The 20,171-nt window shown below is 44.9% G+C and carries 14 protein-coding genes and 1 rRNA gene (1 of these 15 cut by a window edge); 13 read left to right on the top strand and 2 right to left on the bottom strand.

What is annotated here, in order from left to right; genetic code table 11:
• Nucleotides 1–93: 93 nt before the first annotated feature.
• Together IGJ01_RS15850 and IGJ01_RS15845 are read right to left on the bottom strand one after the other, a co-directional pair.
• Nucleotides 94–1,491, bottom strand: coding sequence for a L,D-transpeptidase family protein (locus tag IGJ01_RS15850; protein ID WP_005233342.1), 1,398 nt, complete (start codon nt 1,489–1,491; stop codon nt 94–96).
• A 269-nt stretch (nt 1,492–1,760) separates the two neighbouring features.
• Nucleotides 1,761–2,744 (bottom strand): L-lactate dehydrogenase, encoded by a 984-nt coding sequence (locus IGJ01_RS15845; protein WP_005230720.1) that lies wholly within the window; start codon nt 2,742–2,744, stop codon nt 1,761–1,763.
• A 355-nt stretch (nt 2,745–3,099) separates the two neighbouring features.
• On the opposite strand from IGJ01_RS15845, the gene pth reads away from it, so the two are divergent.
• From pth to IGJ01_RS15780, 13 genes are all read left to right on the top strand, one after another.
• A complete protein-coding gene (gene pth, locus IGJ01_RS15840; RefSeq protein ID WP_008380153.1) occupies nt 3,100–3,660 on the top strand; it encodes an aminoacyl-tRNA hydrolase in 561 nt (186 codons plus the stop codon).
• An 11-nt stretch (nt 3,661–3,671) separates the two neighbouring features.
• Nucleotides 3,672–7,190 carry a transcription-repair coupling factor gene (mfd, locus tag IGJ01_RS15835; RefSeq protein WP_430601248.1) on the top strand — a complete coding sequence of 1,173 codons (3,519 nt, stop codon included), beginning with the start codon at nt 3,672–3,674 and terminating at the stop codon, nt 7,188–7,190.
• 15 nt (nt 7,191–7,205) lie between these two features.
• The gene (locus IGJ01_RS15830; protein WP_008380151.1) at nt 7,206–8,837 is read left to right on the top strand and encodes a putative polysaccharide biosynthesis protein; all 1,632 of its coding nucleotides are present in this window, start codon (nt 7,206–7,208) and stop codon (nt 8,835–8,837) included.
• Nucleotides 8,824–9,090: an RNA-binding S4 domain-containing protein gene (locus IGJ01_RS15825; RefSeq protein ID WP_005230745.1), complete on the top strand. Its 267-nt coding sequence runs from the start codon at nt 8,824–8,826 to the stop codon at nt 9,088–9,090. The genes IGJ01_RS15830 and IGJ01_RS15825 overlap by 14 nt, the downstream gene beginning before the upstream one ends.
• Before the next feature lie 83 nt (nt 9,091–9,173).
• Nucleotides 9,174–9,620 (top strand): FtsB family cell division protein, encoded by a 447-nt coding sequence (locus IGJ01_RS15820; protein WP_005233351.1) that lies wholly within the window; start codon nt 9,174–9,176, stop codon nt 9,618–9,620.
• A gap of 74 nt (nt 9,621–9,694) precedes the next feature.
• Nucleotides 9,695–10,138, top strand: coding sequence for a S1 domain-containing RNA-binding protein (locus IGJ01_RS15815; protein ID WP_005233352.1), 444 nt, complete (start codon nt 9,695–9,697; stop codon nt 10,136–10,138).
• 100 nt (nt 10,139–10,238) lie between these two features.
• Nucleotides 10,239–11,639 (top strand): tRNA lysidine(34) synthetase TilS, encoded by a 1,401-nt coding sequence (gene tilS, locus IGJ01_RS15810; protein ID WP_429969652.1) that lies wholly within the window; start codon nt 10,239–10,241, stop codon nt 11,637–11,639.
• Nucleotides 11,640–11,658: 19 nt separating this feature from the next.
• A complete protein-coding gene (hpt, locus tag IGJ01_RS15805; RefSeq protein WP_005230750.1) occupies nt 11,659–12,204 on the top strand; it encodes a hypoxanthine phosphoribosyltransferase in 546 nt (181 codons plus the stop codon).
• 73 nt (nt 12,205–12,277) lie between these two features.
• A complete protein-coding gene (gene ftsH / locus IGJ01_RS15800; RefSeq protein ID WP_005233354.1) occupies nt 12,278–14,386 on the top strand; it encodes an ATP-dependent zinc metalloprotease FtsH in 2,109 nt (702 codons plus the stop codon).
• 142 nt (nt 14,387–14,528) lie between these two features.
• A complete protein-coding gene (gene hslO, locus IGJ01_RS15795) occupies nt 14,529–15,410 on the top strand; it encodes an Hsp33 family molecular chaperone HslO (protein WP_005233356.1) in 882 nt (293 codons plus the stop codon).
• Complete coding sequence (gene dusB / locus IGJ01_RS15790; protein ID WP_005233357.1) at nt 15,411–16,424, top strand: tRNA dihydrouridine synthase DusB; 1,014 nt, start codon at nt 15,411–15,413, stop codon at nt 16,422–16,424.
• 96 nt (nt 16,425–16,520) lie between these two features.
• A complete protein-coding gene (gene lysS / locus IGJ01_RS15785; protein ID WP_005230758.1) occupies nt 16,521–18,014 on the top strand; it encodes a lysine--tRNA ligase in 1,494 nt (497 codons plus the stop codon).
• Between the two features lie 663 nt (nt 18,015–18,677).
• Nucleotides 18,678–20,171 (top strand): 16S ribosomal RNA (locus IGJ01_RS15780); it runs 66 nt beyond the window's last position.

The raw sequence follows: 20,171 nt of genomic DNA, 5'->3' as shown, positions 1-20,171 counted from the left end.
TAAACAGGAACATTTGGAAACAACAAAAAAGCCGCAAAAGAATTTTTTTGCGGCTTTTGGTTCATCTATAAAAAGGTTTGACTCTTTTTTCCATTAAATCACGATCACGGGTGTCCCGACTTCGGCTTTACTGTACAATTCTTTCATCACGCCTGGCGGAGTATTGATACAGCCGTGAGAGCCGCGGGTTTTCCAAAGATCACCACCGTATTCCGTTTGCCAATCAGAATCATGGATTCCGACACCGGTCCAATCGATCGGCATCCAGTAATCAACAGGGGACGCATAATCTTCACCGGTCAAGGTTGCATCTTCTTCTTTGTTCCAGACATAGAAGACACCAGTTGGCGTTGGTGTGGCTGGTTTTCCAGAGATAATTTTCGTATCTAGCACCAGCTCGCCATCTTTGTAATACCACATGTGTTGGTTTTTCAGATCAACTTCGATATACGTGTTGCCAAATAACGGGCTGCCAGCATCGGTGCTTCCTTGAGCGATCGGTGTGCGCGTGAAGTCTTCGCCGGCTTTTAACGCCTCAATCAATGCTTCTGTTTCCGCATCGGTTTGGATCGTCCAGCTGAGGGTGCCGGCTGGAACCGTTACTTCGCCTTGTTTGGTACTCTTGAAGGTCGAAGAATTGGTGCTGGTGTTGTATTGCTCTCCGATAGAAGCGACATAGCTTCTTACTTTGTCTTCGTCGATCGTGGTGTTGCCATCTTTGTAAGAGAGCCAATCCATGATCGATTCTCTTGGAATTTGAAACGTGTTTCCGTTGATCGTATAATTGCCGGTTACTTTGGCGATTTTATTCAACGAATCCATTTCTTTGGTTAGATCAGGATCATCAGCGGTCACACTTGGTTTTGTGACGTAATCGACGAGATTTAATTCCTTTTCGCCACTGACGATGGCTTCTTGTAAGTCTGCTACTGCTTTGTCCACATCAATGGCATCGCCGTCAACTTCTGGTTTGATAGAAAAGCCGTCTTCGCCTTTTTCCAATGTTGCATCGGCTGACTTGGTACGATCCTCATTTAAAGTTTCTAGTTCCTTTTGGATCGTGTCCGTTTCGCTGTTTAGCGTATCTTGATCCACCGAGAGATTGTCCAGTGTTTTTTCTTCTGCAGCGGAAACATAAGCCATTCCCCAACTCCACTGGTTCTGTTCATCTTTTAATGATTGCAGCTCATTGGTGAAATCCGTTTGTAACCCAAATTGAGCAAGGTTGATTGTCTTCCATTCGCTATCGCCTTCTTTGATGGTGAAATCTTCTTGCGAGTAGCGGTCATGCAGCAGGGCATTGGCCTCGGCAACAGTTTTGTTGCTGATGTCGATCCCATCGATTTCAGTCTTTGGTAAAAAACGGTTTGCATAATATGTACTTCGGTAGGTATAGCCGCCAGCGATCACTACTAATATAGCAGCCACAACGATCAGAACAATTTTCTTGGTATTGTTCTTGGCGTCAGTATGTTTGTTTGAACGAGTCATTCAACTACTCCTTTTTTTCTAATGGCATAATAGATAATAACGCTTAAATCATACCATATTCCCCCAAGAAAGCGAATATGGCAAATGAAACTTCCATGAAAAATAGAAAATTCTTAAACTATCTTTAGCTAAGCTGTAGAAAAGCATTTCTTTGCATAAAAAAACTGAACGAACCGCAGCAAATCATCTTGATCAAATTGTTCTGAAAAAGAGTGAGCTGTAAGGTTCGTTCAGTGGCATAGTTGACTAGCTAAACGAAGTGAAAGAAATTATTGATTGTCTTCTGCATCTAGTTTCGCAAAAGCTTCATCAAGAATATCTTTTAATTGTTTTGCAGAAGCGGCCATCCGGTCTTTTTCACCATCCGTCAATGGGATCTCAATCACTTTTTGGATCCCTTGGGCGTTGATAACTGCAGGCGCACCGATGTACAAGTCGTTTAAGCCGTATTCGCCGTTCATGTACACAGACAATGGTAAAACAGCATTTTCATCGTCTAAGATCGCGCGAGTGATTCGTGCTAAGGCTACCGCGATCCCATAGAAAGTCGCACCTTTTTTCTCGATGATGGTGTAGGCTGCATCACGAACGCTGAAGAAAATGTTGACCATTGCTTCTTCATCGATATCTGGGTTGTTTTTGACCCATTCATAGATTTGCAAGCCGGCTACGTTGGCATGAGACCAAACAGGGAATTCTGAATCCCCGTGTTCGCCTAAGATATAGGCATGGACGTTACGGGCATCAACATCGACTAATTCAGCCAAAGCTTGACGGAAACGTGCAGAGTCTAAAGAAGTACCTGAACCGATGACGCGTTCTTTCGGGAAGCCTGAGAATTTCCAAGTCGAATAAGTCAAAATATCGACTGGGTTTGCTGCTACTAAGAAGATTCCGTTGAACCCTGAATCAACGATTTGGGTAACTACTTCCCGGTTGATTTTCAAGTTTTTATGAACCAAATCTAAGCGGGTTTCACCTGGTTTTTGAGGCGCACCAGCTGTAATAACGACTAAATCAGCATCATGTGCATCTTCATAAGAAGCGGCATAGATTTTTTTAGGGGAAGTAAAGGCCAAGGCATGGGACAAATCAATTGCGTCGCCTTCTGTTTTTGCTGTATTTATATCAATGATTCCGACTTCTTGCGCAATGTTTTGGGTCACCAGCGCAAACGCGTAACTAGAACCAACCGCACCGTCTCCAACAAGAATTACCTTTTGGTGATCTTTTTTGTTCGTTTTTGCAGTCATCTGTGTATCATTCCTTCCGCATAATTGTTTTACTCGCTATCATCCTACCATTTTCAAGTATATTTGTCATGTGATTTGCACAACAATATTACACAAAATATCGCTGTTTCAGTTGTAAATGCTTTCTTTGTTATTACGTCAAAAAGAGGATATATCAACGTTTTATTAAGATTCGTTAAGAAAGATAAAAACTGAGCAAGAGGACGCCACCATAACAGTCCATTTCGTGTTATAATTATTTCAGCAAAAGAACTGGGCGCATTTGTGTGCCCAGTATTTTGTGTTTGGATAAGAAAACCGATAAAATAGTTGAAGAATCAGCTTGAAACTAGAAATAATGGAGTGTAATCGAAAAATGAAAATGATTGTAGGCTTGGGAAATCCCGGCAAAAAATATGAGAAAACCAAACACAATGTTGGCTTTATGGTAGTGGATGCCTTGGCACAAAAGTACCAAGCAACCTTTAAAAAGTCGGCTTTTGAAGCAGAAGTGGCAGAGTTTTTCTTGAAGGGTGAAAAAATCCTTTTGGTCAAACCGCAAACCTTCATGAATGAATCCGGTCGTTCGGTAGGTCCGTTGATGACCTATTTTGGCATCTATCAAGAAGAATTAGTAGTGGTCTATGATGACCTTGATTTAGCATTAGGGAAAATCCGCTTGCGCCAAAAAGGCAGTGCGGGGGGACACAATGGAATCAAGAGTTTGATCGCGCATTTGGACTCGACAGTCTTTGACCGCATCAAAATCGGGATCGATCGGCCACGTCCAGGACAAACCGTGGTCAATCATGTACTGAGTCCTTTTGCAAAAGACGATCTGCCCATCGTTTTACAAAGTATTGATAAGGCAGTCGAGGCAAGTAGTGATTACTTGACCAACGGCGACTTTCTTGCCACAATGAATCGATTTAACTAAGGAGGGCCGAGATGGATTTAATTGAATTAATAAATAAAGTGCCGACAGTGGCGGCTTGGCATGCAGGTTTACGTGAACAGGCCCCCCGGCAATTATTGACCGGTCTAGCTGGATCGGCAAAAACATTGGCGATCACCGGTGTGTATCAGGCATTTCAAAAACAAGTGATCGTGGTGACACCAAATCTGTATTATACGAATCAACTAGCCGAAGATCTGCGCAACGTGACGGATGATGTCTATGTTTTCCCAGTGGACGAAGTGTTGTCAGCCGAAATGGCTTTTTCTTCACCAGAAGCACGAGAAGAACGAGTGGCAGCGCTGAATGCTGTTTCTCAAGGAAAAACCGGGATCTATGTGTTGCCGGTGGCGGCTTTGCGAAAGTATTTGCCTGAAAAGAAAACCTGGTTAGCCAACCAATTCCAATGGCAAATCGGCGATGAGATCGATTTAGAGCGTTTGCCGCAACAATTGATCTTGATGGGTTACGAACGGCAGTCAATGATTGGCAAACCCGGCGAATTCAGTATTCGTGGGAGCATCCTCGATATTTATCCATTAAATGCCGAATACCCCGTACGGATCGAGTTATTCGATGTAGAAATCGACTCGATGCGTTCTTTCAACGTGGGAACGCAACGCTCAGTGGAAACGCTGCAGCAAGTGGCTATTTTACCGACTACCGAATTGGTTTTCTCAGCGGAAGATTTAGCGGCGGGGCAAAAGCAGCTACAAGAATTATTGAACAAACGGTTGGCGGTCACCAAAGAAGTAACTGATCGCGCGTTTTTAGAAGACTATTTCGGCCAATTGGCCTCCCAATGGCAAGCGGGGATTCCCGGTGAAAGTGCCCGTTATTACACGGATTTGCTTTATCGTCAGCAAACGAGTGTCTTAGATTATTTTTCTGAAGACGCCTTTTTGATGATCGATGATTATGCTCGGATCATGGAGACCAATCGTGAGATCGAACGGGAAGAAGCGGAGTGGCATACCCAAAAATTAGCGGAGCTGCGGGTCTTTTCTGAACAGCAATTCGGGATCGATGTCCATCAACTGCTGCAAAAAGAAACCTTTGTGACCAGCTTCTTTTCTTTATTCCAAAAAGGAATGGGGAACATTCGCTTCCAAGCGATCCATCAATTCCAATACCGGCCGATGCAGCAGTTTTTCAGCCAAATGGGTCTCTTGAAAGTTGAGATCGATCGCTGGGAGAAGCAACAGCAAACGGTGATTTTTCTGGTCAGTGACCAAGAACGGGCCAAGAAGTTAGAGCAAGATCTGCGAGATCATGATATCTATGCCGTGCAGACGCAACAAGACCGCCTGTTTACGGGACGCACCCAAATCGTGGTGGAACGTTTGCAAAGCGGCTTTGAAATGCCGCAAGACAAGCTAGTGGTGGTTACAGAAAAAGAAATTTTCCAAAAGATGAACAAAAAAAGAGCCCGCCGGCAAAATGTCACCAATGCGGAACGTCTCAAAAGCTACAATGAGTTAAAAACCGGCGATTATGTCGTCCATGCGAATCATGGGATCGGGAAGTACATCGGCATGGAAACCTTAGAAGTCGATGGCGTCCATCAAGATTACATGACGATCTTGTACCAAAACGAAGACAAGCTCTTTATTCCAGTCACCCAATTGAATTTGATTCAAAAATATGTGGCTTCCGAATCGAAAACACCGAAAATCAATAAATTAGGAGGCAGTGAGTGGGCGAAGACCAAGCGCAAAGTGACGGCTAAAATTGAAGACATCGCAGATGATTTGATTTTATTGTATGCCAAACGCGAATCAGAAAAAGGCTATGCCTTTCAACCAGACGATGCCTATCAAAAAGAATTTGAAGATGCCTTTCCTTATTCGGAAACCGATGATCAGCTGCGCAGTACGGCAGAGATCAAGCGGGATATGGAAAAAGAAAAGCCGATGGACCGTTTGTTAGTTGGAGATGTCGGTTTTGGGAAAACAGAAGTGGCGCTGCGGGCTGCTTTTAAAGCGATCAAAGAAAGCAAACAAGTGGCTTTCTTAGTGCCGACAACGATCTTGGCACAGCAGCACTATGAAACGATGGTCGATCGTTTTGAAGGCTTCCCCGTCAATGTTGGGGTGCTGAGTCGTTTTCGGACGAAAAAACAGCAGAATGAAACGATCGAGCAAGTGCGCAAAGGGCAAGTCGATATTTTGGTTGGGACCCACCGATTATTGTCAAAAGATGTCGAGTTTGCTGATTTGGGCTTGTTGGTGATCGATGAAGAACAACGTTTTGGGGTCAAACACAAAGAGCGCTTGAAACAACTGCGTTCGCAAGTCGATGTGTTGACGTTGACGGCAACGCCGATCCCAAGAACATTGCATATGTCGATGCTGGGCGTGCGGGACCTATCTGTGATCGAAACACCACCGGAAAATCGTTACCCGATCCAAACCTATGTGATGGAGATGAATCCAGGAGCGGTGCGAGAAGCGATCCAACGGGAGATGGCACGCGGGGGCCAAGTGTTTTATCTCTATAATCGTGTCGATACGATCGAGCGAAAAGTCGAAGAACTGCAGGCGTTAGTGCCAGATGCACGAATCGCTTATGCCCACGGGCAAATGACCGAGATCCAATTGGAAAATACCCTGTTTGACTTTATTGAAGGGCAATACGATGTGTTGGTGACGACGACGATCATTGAAACCGGTGTGGATATTCCCAATGCCAATACGTTGTTTGTGGAAAATGCCGATTACATGGGGCTTTCGACGTTGTATCAGTTGCGTGGCCGTGTCGGTCGGAGCAATCGAGTCGCTTATGCGTATTTCATGTATGAACAGCAAAAAGTGTTGAACGAAGTCAGTGAAAAACGTCTGCAAGCCATTAAGGACTTTACGGAGTTAGGTTCAGGATTCAAAATCGCGATGCGAGATCTTTCGATTCGTGGGGCAGGAAATCTATTGGGGGCGCAACAGCACGGCTTTATCGATGCAGTCGGGTTTGACATGTACTCACAAATGCTGTCGGAAGCAGTCACTCGTAAACAAGGGAAAAATACCCAAACAGAAAAAACGACCGTTGAGATCGATCTGGGGATCGATGCCTACTTACCGACTTCGTATATTGAAGACGAACGGCAAAAAATCGAGATCTATAAACGAATTCGTGAGCTGGAATCACAAGAAGCAGTTGATGAACTTCAAGATGATTTATTAGACCGTTTCGGAGAATACCCTGTAGAAGTGGCGCACCTCTTAACGGTGGGCGAGATCAAAATGAACGGCGATCGTGCCTTGTTAGAAACTATCCGCAAGCAGCAACAAACCGTGTCGTTTACTTTGAGTAAAGTAGGCACGAAAAATTATTCGGTGGAGCAGCTGTTTGAAGCATTGAAAGCTACTAAATTAAAAGCCACGATGGGTGTCGATCATGAGCAAATGACCATCAAATTACAGATTCCGCCAGTGATGAAAGAAAGCACCTGGCTATTAGAAATCCAAGATTTTGTCAAAGCGTTACGGGAACAAAAATACGCCAGCCAAGGCTAGAAAGGAACCAGAGGGATGCCGAAATCACAATTGAAGCGTACGATGGAAGGGGCGTTTATTTTAACGATCGCTTCCTTTATCGCAAAAATCTTAAGTGCCGTTTATCGGGTCCCTTTTCAGAACCTGGTAGGCGACGAAGGGTTTTATGTGTATCAACAGGTCTATCCGATTTATGGATTGGCAATGACTTTGGCGTTGTCAGGTTTGCCGCAGTTTATCTCCCGCATTGTTGCTGAAGAACCTGATCCTTTGAAAAGCAAGGAGCGGCTGCAAGCGTTGACGTCTTATGTGCTTTGGTCGGCGATTGGCTTATGGGCTGTGACCTTTTTATTTGCCGGTCCAATCGCGCAAGTGATGGGGGACCATCAACTGGCAGGCTTGATTCGAGTCGTTTCCTTTACCTTTTTGTTTGTCCCACCCTTGACCTTTTATCGAGGAATGTTTCAAGGAAATCTACAAATGGTGCCAACCGCAGTGTCTCAAGTTGTAGAGCAGCTGCTTAGAGTTGGTGTGATTTTAGGTGCTGCGGCAGCTTTCCAGCAATTGGGCTGGACGATTTATCAAACGGGGACTGTCGCCATGATGGGTGCCTTAGTCGGGGGCCTTGCGGCGTGGTGGATTTTAAGTTATTATAGCCGACAAATCAACGGCAAACGCCTATCGCTATGGCATAAACCAGTCACCCGTACAGGAGAAAATACCGCTGGTTTATCCGCCTCGTTGAAAAAACGGTTCTTCTTAGAAGGCGGTCTGTTGACGATTTATAGCGGCTATTTGATCTTGTTCCAGTTAGCGGATTCGTTTTTATTGACCAATGCGCTAGAAGCGGGGGGATTGACGGCACAAGCAGCCCGGATTTCGAAAGGGATCTATGATCGCGGACAACCCCTCGTCCAACTAGGTCTTGTGGTGGCGATGGCGTTAAGCTCGACGTTTTTGCCAACGTTGACCAAGTATTTGACGGTAAAAAATCAGCAGCTGTTTGAAAAGTCGGCAAAAATGTATTTGCGCCTAACGATCGGGATTGCTTCGGCTTCTGCGGTAGGGTTAGCGATTTTGCTGCCTTATATCAACTTTGCTTTATTTAAAGACGGATCTGGCAATGCGGCGCTGGTATTGTTTGTCTTTTCCATCGCTCTGATGGCGACGATCCAAGCCTATCAAAGCATTCAACAAAGTCGCAATACCTATACCTTCGGCTTGCTCGCTGCGGGAATTGGTCTTTTAGTCAAATGTCTATCGATGTGGCCGCTGACCGCTTCTTATGGGACTGCAGGAGCAAGTATCAGTACGCTGTTGGGGTTAGGCGCGACCTTATGCTGTTTTGTGGTTTCCGAACAGCGTCGAGCACAAAGTAGCATCAATCGCTTTTGGTATGAAGGAAATTATGGAAAAAAATTATTTCTTTGTTTAGGGATCATGGCAAGCGTGCTATTCTTATATTATAGCTTCGTTGCGATCTTATTGAACGGTCCTTTGACCCATCGACTACAGGCGCTGATTTTTTGCCTAGGCGGTGTCGGTTTGGGAGGCGCAGCCTTTATCGGGGCAGCGATCAAAATCAAATTGTTAACGATTCGCGAATGGCTGTTAGTTCCATTTGGAAAGAAACTATTAAGAAGAGGTGAAAAACATGAGATTAGATAAATTTCTTAAAATCTCCCGCATCATCAAGCGTCGCTCTGTGGCCAAAGAAGTGGCAGACAAGGGACGCATTCAGATCAACGGCAAATTAGCCAAGTCAAGCAGTGACGTCAAAGTAGGCGATACTATGCGTATTCAGTTCGGGAATAAGGTCTTGGAAGTAAAAGTCAATGAATTGCATGAATCGACGAAAAAAGAAGACGCTGCAAAAATGTATGAGATTGTTTCAGAGGAAAGAATCTCAGAAAATGCTTGATTTTTACGGCATTTTCAGTTAGACAAGCTTTGCGGATGTTGGTATAATGTAAAAAACAAAGACAGCGACGGGAGCGAGTTCAGGTGGCAAAAGAATCAAATAAAAAAATAGAACTATTGCAGACCGATTATGCGAAAGAGCAATTTGCCAAGTTTGAAAAAGAGCGGCGGCAAGTCGTGTTTCGCCGACGTCGGCTGGTGGCGTTTTTCGTGGCGGCATTAGCGATATTTGCAGTCGTGGGGATTCAGATGTTTAACGACCAAATGCGCCTGCAAAAACTAAAGGAATACAAGGCGGAAACAGTCGCCGAACAAAAAGAAGCTGAACAAAAAGTGGCTTCATTGGAGCGAGATGTTGCCTTATTGCAAGACGATGAGTATGTGGCAAAATTGGCCCGCAGCCGATTCTTCTACTCAAAAGATGGCGAAAAAATTTATCCTGTCTTGCCAGATGGAACGGATTCTCAAAACACTAATGAGCGTTCTGCGCAAAGCGAACAAGAATCATCATCCACAGAGTCACAAGATTAAGCAATGTCATACCTACTCAGCGCAGTAGTTTGAATTATTTTAAATGGGTAAAAATTAGGAGGAACATTTTTTATATGTCAATCGAAGTTGGAGCGAAACTAAAGGGCAAAGTGTCTGGTATTACAAATTTTGGTGCGTTCATTGATCTTGGTGAAGGGAAAACTGGTTTGGTGCATATCAGTGAAGTATCAAACGGATTCGTCAAAGACATTCACGACGTGTTGTCTGTTGGGGATGAAGTGACAGTACTTGTTACGGCAATCGGCAACGATGGAAAAATTGGACTATCGATCCGCAAAGCAGAAGATAAGCCGGAAGAAAAACGTGAATACCCGAAAAAAGAATTCAATCGACCAAATCCGAAAAAATCTTTTTCACGCAATCAAACTACGAATGTAAATAAACAAGACTTCGATTCATTGATGAGTTCTTTTCTAAAAGATAGTGATGATCGTCTTTCATCATTACGTCGAAATACAGAAGGAAAACGCGGTGGCCGCGGCGGACGCCGTAACTAAACATGAATAGCAAGTTGGAAAAAGCTGAAACAAAACTGTTGGTTCGTTTTGTTTCAGCTTTCTTTCTTGTGGGTCTACCAAATGAGAAGGAGGGCAAATGATGGTCATTCAAACCGTTCGAGGGCAACTCACTGCCATCGATCCTGAAAAAAAACGCCGCTTTTTGCTGGCGGTATCGACGGGCGTCGACTCCATGGTCTTGCTGCAGGTCTTTTGTCAGTTGTTTCCCGAAATGCAAAAAGAGCAGGTCTTTGGTGTGGCACATGTAAACCATCAATTGCGTCGAGCATCTGCTGAGGAAGCTGCTTTTTTACGGCAGTACTGCCAAGAACGCGGCATTCCTTTTTATGAGCGGTGCTGGGAAAATCCGCCAGAAACTGGCATAGAAGCTAGCGCTCGGGACTTTCGCTATACGTTTTTTGCCGATGTCATGTCCCGAGAAGGCTATGATGTTTTGCTGACTGCTCACCACAGTGATGACCAAGTAGAAACGATGCTGATGAAGATGATGCGAGAAGGCCGCTTGCAATCGGCTGGCGGGATGCAGCAGCAGCAGCCTTTTCACGCTGGAATCCTGTTGCGGCCGTTGCTTAGTGTCAGTAAGACAGCGATTTACGACTATGCGCAAGTACAGCAGATTCCCTACTTTGAAGACGAAAGCAATCACGAACCGCTGTATTTGCGAAACCGACTACGCCAGCAAGTAGTGCCGGCATTAAAAGCGGAAAATCCGCAACTGTTGCCGCATTTTCAACAGCTTTCTGTAGAAATGCAGTTCGCCAATCAGTTGATCCAGCAAGAGCAGCAGCAATGGTTGTCTGCGTTCGTTCAACAGCAAGCTACTCGCTTAGTGATCGATCTGCAACAGCTGCCGACGTTTTCGCCGGCGCAGCGCTATTTTTTCTATGCGGGGTTTTTGCAACAAGCAGAAGCTTTTACAAAGCATCCACTCAATCAAAAACAGCTGCCACAGCTATTGCGTTTGCTAGACGAAAAGAAAGGGCAATGGCAATTGGCGTTGCACAAACAGTGGCAGCTGCGGCGCAGTTATGACCAATTACTATTGGAACCCATTGCTGTTCCCCAAAAGCCTGCAGCGCCGTTGACAGAAGTCAGTCAGCGTCTGGTTTTAGGAGAAGGGATCTATCTTTCTGAAAAGGAATGGATTGGGTATTTTCCGATAAATGAACAGCATATTCCCAAAAAAATCACAAATTGGTCAGAGTTTTCCCAAGATTTACCGCTAAACTATTCCTCTGAGCTGATCGTACGTAAGCGTCAGCCAGGAGACCGAATCCGCTTGGCACGTGGCCTGACCAAAAAGATCAGTCGTTTTTTTATCGATTCAAAAATTCCTAATGAAGAGCGAGAAAAAAGTTGGGTCGTCACAAACCTTGATAAACAGGTGATTGCCTTACTACCTCATGCATTTTCCTATTTGAGTATTACGCCAGAAACTGATAAAATACACTACATACTTCTTTATAAATATCAGAAGTAAGAGTTGGAAGGAGAACTTTATGCTAGATAAAGATATTGAGAAAATTTTGATTTCCCGTGACGAAATCAAAAATCGTTGTGTGGAACTTGGTCAAGAATTAACGGCGGCTTATGCGGATAAAAATCCTCTAGTCGTAGGTGTACTGAAAGGTGCCGTTCCTTTCATGGCAGACATCGTTCGTGAGATGGATTGTTACTTGGAGTTAGACTTCATGGATGTCTCAAGTTATGGCAATGCCATGATTTCATCTGGAGAAGTCAAAATCATTAAAGATTTAGATACAAATGTTGAGGGCCGCGATCTTTTGATCGTTGAAGACATCATTGACAGCGGTCGCACGTTGGCTTATCTGGTAGATCTATTCAAATACCGTAAAGCGAAATCAGTGAAAATCGTGACGTTATTAGATAAGCCGGAAGGCCGTGTTGTTGAGATCGATGCTGATTACGTCGGCTTCGATGTGCCAAATGAGTTTGTTGTTGGATATGGACTGGACTATGCAGAGCAATATCGAAACTTACCTTACGTTGGCGTCTTAAAACCTAGTGTTTATCAGTCAAATTAGTGACTGTTCTAAATCAATTGTGATACAATTAAATGGTCAGGATTGATAAAACAAAATAGCCAGGGAGGTACGCATGAATAAGAAAAATAACGGTATGGTAAAAAATACCTTATATTATGTACTTGTCTTGTTGGCGATGGTCATGGTCGTTTATTTCATTTTTGGAAATGGCAATCAGCAGACCCCAACGATCGAGTACTCCACGTTTACAGAACAACTGAAAGACGGGAAGGTCAAACAATTTACTGTCCAACCCGCTAACGGTGTTTATCGAATCGTGGGTGAATACAATGAAGAACAAACTGTCAGCAATGACAACAGCTTGTCTGTTTTAGGCAATACACAGGCGAGTTCGACCCGCTTTTCAACGATCATTTTACCAAATGATTCTACGCTGAGCGAAGTCACCAGTCTGGCCTCAGCACAAGGGGTCAAAACTACCATCGAAGAAGAATCCAACAGTGGTATTTGGTTATCGCTTTTGGTTAGCTTCTTACCACTTGTGATCATCATTTTCTTCTTCTATATGATGATGAGCCAACAAGGCGGCGGCGGTGGCGGTGGCGGCCGTGTGATGAACTTTGGCAAATCAAAAGCCAAAGAAGCGGACAAAAAAGCCAACCGCGTACGTTTTTCAGACGTAGCCGGTGCAGAAGAAGAAAAACAAGAACTTGTCGAAGTCGTGGAATTCTTGAAAGATCCTCGACGTTTCGTTGAATTAGGTGCCCGTATCCCAGCAGGTGTCTTACTTGAGGGACCTCCGGGAACCGGGAAAACGTTGCTAGCCAAAGCCGTTGCCGGTGAAGCTGGCGTACCGTTTTACTCGATCTCTGGTTCAGATTTCGTTGAAATGTTTGTCGGTGTCGGTGCAAGCCGGGTACGTGACTTATTTGAAACAGCGAAGAAAAATGCACCAGCCATCATCTTTATCGATGAAATCGATGCCGTCGGTCGCCAACGTGGTGCCGGTATGGGTGGCGGACATGATGAGCGGGAACAAACATTGAACCAATTATTGGTTGAGATGGATGGTTTTGATGGGAATGAAGGCGTGATCGTCATTGCCGCAACGAACCGTTCGGATGTTCTAGATCCAGCGTTGCTGCGTCCAGGTCGTTTTGACCGTCAGATTTTAGTTGGTCGTCCAGACGTGAAAGGCCGTGAAGCAATCCTCCGTGTTCATGCTCGGAACAAACCTTTATCAGATGATGTTGATTTGAAAGTCGTTGCCCAACAAACACCGGGCTTTGCCGGTGCGGATCTGGAAAACGTCTTGAACGAAGCCGCCTTAGTTGCTGCTCGTCGTAACAAGAAAAAAATCGATGCTTCAGATATCGATGAAGCAGAAGACCGCGTGATCGCTGGTCCTGCGAAGAAAGACCGTGTCATCAACAAACGCGAACGTGAAATGGTTGCTTACCATGAAGCAGGACATACCATTGTTGGTTTAGTCTTGAGTCGTGCCCGTGTGGTACACAAAGTAACCATCATTCCTCGGGGGCGAGCTGGTGGGTACATGATCGCCTTGCCAAAAGAAGATCAATTCTTGATGACTAAAGAAGATATGTTTGAACAAATCGTTGGCTTGCTAGGTGGACGTACGGCTGAAGAAATCATCTTCGGTGTGCAATCAACGGGGGCTTCCAATGACTTTGAACAAGCAACTGCGCTTGCAAGAAGCATGGTGACAGAATATGGAATGAGCGATAAATTAGGTCCAGTTCAATATGAAGGAAACCATCAAGTCTTTGTCGGTCGCGATTACGGTCAAACAAAAGCATACTCTGAACAAGTTGCCTTTGAAATTGATCAAGAAGTTCGCAAGATTTTAATGGATGCCCATCAAAAAGCCCATGAAATCATTGAAGAACATCGTGCCCAACACAAATTGATCGCTGAAAAACTACTTGAACATGAAACATTGGATGCTAAAGCAATCAAATCCTTGTTTGAAGAAGGCAAAATGCCTGCAGGGACTGAAAGCTCTGAGTATCCTAGTGAAAAAGCCCAAACGTTTGAAGAAGCGAAACGTGCGCTGGAAGAAAAAGATGCAGAGAAGCAAGCTGCAGAAAAACACAGCGAAGATGCATCATCAAACGATTTTGATCAACAATTGGAAGACGTTCGCCGCAATAGCGAAAGCCAACCGACTGATCAAGAAAACAAAGATGATAACGCCTAAAACAAGACGTATCAAGGCGCCGAGGAAACTCGGCGCCTTTTTGTTTCTATTTAAGAAGACTTTTCTTAAATTCAAACACATTCAGTTGAAAAAAGCGGCGCTTCCTAGTATGATTCATTAATGAATAAAAAGGAGAATCAAGATGAAGGATTATTTAGTAAAAGCACTCGCATATGACGGCTTCGTCCGAGCATACGCCGTATCGGCAACAGAGACGATCGCCGAAGCACAACGACGCCATGAAACATGGAATACGGCATCTGCTGCTTTAGGGCGAGCGATGGTGGGAAGTTTGTTATTAGGCAGTACCTTAAAAGGGGAAGACAAATTGACCGTCAAAATTCAAGGAAATGGTCCTGCTGGGGCAATCGTCGTAGACAGCAATGGCCGTGGGGACGTAAAGGGATACATAAAAAATCCACAGATCAGTCTGCCATTGAATCCTCAAGGAAAATTGGATGTTCGGGGCGCAGTGGGAGACCAAGGAATTTTTACCGTAATCAAAGACTTAGGGCTAAAAGAACCTTTCTCTGGACAAACACCGATCGTCTCTGGGGAACTTGGGGAAGACTTTACTTATTATTTAGCAGTGTCAGAACAGATTCCTTCTGCTGTTGGTCTGAGTGTATTAGTAGAAACCGATGATTCGATTCGGGCAGCCGGTGGATTTATGCTACAGATCATGCCTGGTGCCAGTGAAGAGATCATTGATGCCATCGAAAAACGTTTGGGAGAATTGCCTCGAGTGTCAACCTTGATCGATGAAGGCCAATCACCAGAAGAGGTCTTAGCGACATTGTTACCAGACACGACGATCGAAGTACTAGAAAAAATGCCCGTCCAGTTCCACTGTGATTGTACGAAAGAAAAATTTGCGACAGCGATCATCACCTTAGGGGCTGAGGAGATCCAAGCAATGATCGATGAAGATCATGGGGCAGAGGCAGTCTGCTCGTTTTGTGGCAACAAGTATCATTTTGATGAAACGGAATTGGCGGCGTTGAAGAAAGAGGCGGAAGCGTAAGTGAAAGATAGACAGACATGGCAGATCGGCTCGGTTGAGATTCCTAACCGCGTCGTCGTTGCGCCAATGGCGGGGATCACCAATTCTGCGTTTCGTGTGACAGTCAAAGAATTTGGCGCGGGTTTAGTCGTCTGTGAGATGATCAGTGATCGAGGGATTCAACTGCGTAACAAGAAGACCCTTGAGATGCTGTTTATTGACGAGACCGAGCATCCTCTTAGTATTCAGATTTTTGGTGGGAATAAAGCATCCTTAGTAGAAGCAGCGCAATTTGTCGCAGAGAACACAACTGCCGATATCATTGATATTAATATGGGGTGTCCTGTAAACAAAATCATCAAAGCAGAAGCTGGTGCGAAGTGGCTTTTAGATCCCGACAAGGTTTATGAAATGGTCCATGCTGTTTCCAGTGCGATCGACAAGCCCGTTACCGTCAAAATGCGGATCGGTTGGGATGAGCAGCACGTCTTTGCGGTTGAGAATGCCCAAGCCGCGGAAGCAGCGGGTGCTGCAGCAATCGGTATGCATGGCAGAACCCGTGTACAGATGTATGAAGGATCGGCTGATTGGGACGTTTTAAAACAAGTGAAGCAAAGTATCACCATTCCCTTTATGGGCAACGGCGATGTCAGAACCCCTGAAGATGCGAAACGAATGTTGGAAGAAGTCGGCGCTGATGCAGTGATGATCGGACGGGCAGCCTTAGGCAATCCGTGGATGATTCACCGCACCAAGCAATACTTGGAGACAGGCGAGTTGTTGCCGGAACCAACACCACGAGAAAAAATTTCGACAGCGAAACTTCATTTAGAACGGTTGGCTGATCTAAAAGGGGAAAAAATCGCTTCGCGAGAATTCCGCCAACATGCTGCGTACTACTTAAAAGGTATTTCACGGGCAGCCAAAGTGAAGGCAGCTATCAATCAAGCAGAAGATAAGCAAACGATTTTTGATTTATTAGATGCATTTGTAGAGAAGACCGAAAAACAGCCGGTAGCAACTTTTAAGGAATAAGAAACAAATCAAGTCGATTCGAAAGTTCGGCTTGATTTTTTGCGTCATCATTGGCATTATAAGAAGGAAACCCAAGTTAAGAATGGAGGAAAACTCGTGACAGAGGAACGACAAACACAAGAAGAATTGAATGATCAAATGTTGGTTCGCCGTGAAAAGATGGAAAAACTACGGGAAGAAGGCATTGATCCTTTTGGCAAGCGATTCGAACGCACCCATAATTCTGCCGAGTTACATGAGTTATTTGATCAAAGAACCAAAGAAGAATTAGCCGAAATGAATCTTTCAGCAAGCATTGCAGGAAGAATCGTTACAAAACGTGGAAAAGGGAAGGCTGGTTTTGCGCATTTACAAGACCGCGAAGGCCGTATTCAAATATATGTACGTAAAGACCAAGTCGGGGACGAACCTTACGAAGTATTCAAGCATGCAGATCTAGGTGATTTCTTTGGTGTATCTGGTGAAATCATGAAGACCGACACTGGCGAAGTGACCATCAAAGCCAAAGAAATCGTGATCTTATCCAAAGCATTGCGTCCATTGCCAGACAAATACCATGGCTTGACGAACGTAGAACAACGCTACCGTCAACGTTACTTGGATTTGATCAGTAATAAAGAGAGCTTTGATCGTTTCATGAAACGAAGCCAAATCATTAGCGAAATTCGTCGTTACCTTGACGGACATGGATATATCGAAGTCGAAACGCCAGTATTGCATAATCAAGCAGGTGGTGCAGCGGCTCGTCCCTTCATTACACACCACAATGCCTTAGACATGGATCTGTATTTACGAATCGCACTTGAGCTTCACTTGAAACGATTGATCGTGGGTGGCATGGAAAAAGTCTATGAGATCGGCCGCGTTTTCCGAAATGAAGGAATCGATACGACCCATAATCCCGAGTTTACGATGCTAGAAGCGTATACAGCATATACAGATTTCAAAGATGTGATGGATTTGACAGAAGGCATTATCCGTAATGCTGCTGAAAAAGTCTTGCATACAGCAACGATCCAATACGATGGACAAGAAGTCGATTTAGCTAGCGACTTTGCACGAATCCATATGGTCGATGCAATCAAAAATCAAACAGGTGTTGATTTCTGGCAACCAATGTCCGTTGAAGAAGCGCGTAGTTTAGCGAAAGAACATCATGTTGAAATCACTGATGCCATGACTGTTGGCCATATCATCAATGAATTCTTTGAGACATTTGTTGAAGAAACGTTACAGCAGCCAACCTTTGTCTTTGGTCATCCAGTGGAAGTTTCGCCATTAGCGAAAAAGAATCCAGAAGATGAACGCTTTACGGATCGCTTTGAATTATTTATCGTTGGTCGTGAATTTGCGAATGCCTTCACGGAATTGAATGACCCAATCGATCAAAGAGAACGTTTTGAAGGACAAGAAAAAGAGCGCGAAGCAGGAAATGATGAAGCCCATGGGGTGGATGAAGATTTCTTAGAAGCACTTGAATACGGTATGCCGCCAACTGGTGGATTAGGGATCGGGATCGACCGCTTAGTGATGCTGTTGACCGATGCACAATCGATTCGTGACGTTTTATTATTCCCGACAATGAGATAAAAAAGCTCCGTCCACTCGCAAGAGATGGGCGGCTTTTTTTCTTGTCTGCTGGATCAGGGAGAAAAACAGTGAGGAATTAGAGGGGAAAAAGCCAGGGTAATTGCTAGAAAACGGATTAAATGCGAACGATAAAAGCTGGATTCAATGTGATTAGACGGGTTTGTAAAAATTAAAAAAAGCCATAGAAAATGATTGACCGCAAGGGATTTAGTTGGTATATTATTACATGTGCCAAATGACTGAAATGAATTCGTAAAAAGAATTGAAAAAAGTGGTTGACGCACAGCTCGACAGATGATATTATAACGAAGTCGCAATTTTAAAATAGTTAATCGACGTTGATACATCAACAAAATTAATTAAAAAAAGTTGTTGACAAATAACAAATCATTTGTTATTCTAATGAAGTCGCTGAGACAGCCGCTACGAAGTTGAAAAACAACGGGCGAAAAAAACTTTTTAAAAAAGAGTTGACAATCAACTGTCGCTCTGATATGATATAAAAGTTGCTAACACAGCACTGTAGACCTTTGAAAACTGAACAAAGCAAGCAAACGAACCAATGTGTAGGACGTTTCAATTTATTGAAACAAATACATGCAAGCAATAGCTAGCAAAGTTAATTTTTATGAGCTTAATGACCGTATGGTCATTCAAACAAATCATTATGAGAGTTTGATCCTGGCTCAGGACGAACGCTGGCGGCGTGCCTAATACATGCAAGTCGAACGCTTTTTCTTTCACCGGAGCTTGCTCCACCGAAAGAAAAAGAGTGGCGAACGGGTGAGTAACACGTGGGTAACCTGCCCATCAGAAGGGGATAACACTTGGAAACAGGTGCTAATACCGTATAACACTATTTTCCGCATGGAAGAAAGTTGAAAGGCGCTTTTGCGTCACTGATGGATGGACCCGCGGTGCATTAGCTAGTTGGTGAGGTAACGGCTCACCAAGGCAACGATGCATAGCCGACCTGAGAGGGTGATCGGCCACACTGGGACTGAGACACGGCCCAGACTCCTACGGGAGGCAGCAGTAGGGAATCTTCGGCAATGGACGAAAGTCTGACCGAGCAACGCCGCGTGAGTGAAGAAGGTTTTCGGATCGTAAAACTCTGTTGTTAGAGAAGAACAAGGATGAGAGTAAAACGTTCATCCCTTGACGGTATCTAACCAGAAAGCCACGGCTAACTACGTGCCAGCAGCCGCGGTAATACGTAGGTGGCAAGCGTTGTCCGGATTTATTGGGCGTAAAGCGAGCGCAGGCGGTTTCTTAAGTCTGATGTGAAAGCCCCCGGCTCAACCGGGGAGGGTCATTGGAAACTGGGAGACTTGAGTGCAGAAGAGGAGAGTGGAATTCCATGTGTAGCGGTGAAATGCGTAGATATATGGAGGAACACCAGTGGCGAAGGCGGCTCTCTGGTCTGTAACTGACGCTGAGGCTCGAAAGCGTGGGGAGCGAACAGGATTAGATACCCTGGTAGTCCACGCCGTAAACGATGAGTGCTAAGTGTTGGAGGGTTTCCGCCCTTCAGTGCTGCAGCAAACGCATTAAGCACTCCGCCTGGGGAGTACGACCGCAAGGTTGAAACTCAAAGGAATTGACGGGGGCCCGCACAAGCGGTGGAGCATGTGGTTTAATTCGAAGCAACGCGAAGAACCTTACCAGGTCTTGACATCCTTTGACCACTCTAGAGATAGAGCTTCCCCTTCGGGGGCAAAGTGACAGGTGGTGCATGGTTGTCGTCAGCTCGTGTCGTGAGATGTTGGGTTAAGTCCCGCAACGAGCGCAACCCTTATTGTTAGTTGCCATCATTTAGTTGGGCACTCTAGCGAGACTGCCGGTGACAAACCGGAGGAAGGTGGGGATGACGTCAAATCATCATGCCCCTTATGACCTGGGCTACACACGTGCTACAATGGGAAGTACAACGAGTTGCGAAGTCGCGAGGCTAAGCTAATCTCTTAAAGCTTCTCTCAGTTCGGATTGTAGGCTGCAACTCGCCTACATGAAGCCGGAATCGCTAGTAATCGCGGATCAGCACGCCGCGGTGAATACGTTCCCGGGCCTTGTACACACCGCCCGTCACACCACGAGAGTTTGTAACACCCGAAGTCGGTGAGGTAACCTTTTTGGAGCCAGCCGCCTAAGGTGGGA

Source organism: Enterococcus sp. AZ089 (genome assembly GCF_050547225.1).
In the GTDB taxonomy this organism is placed as follows: Bacteria; Bacillota; Bacilli; order Lactobacillales; family Enterococcaceae; genus Enterococcus_D; species Enterococcus_D entomosocium.
This window is presented reverse-complemented; position numbering and strand designations above follow the sequence as displayed.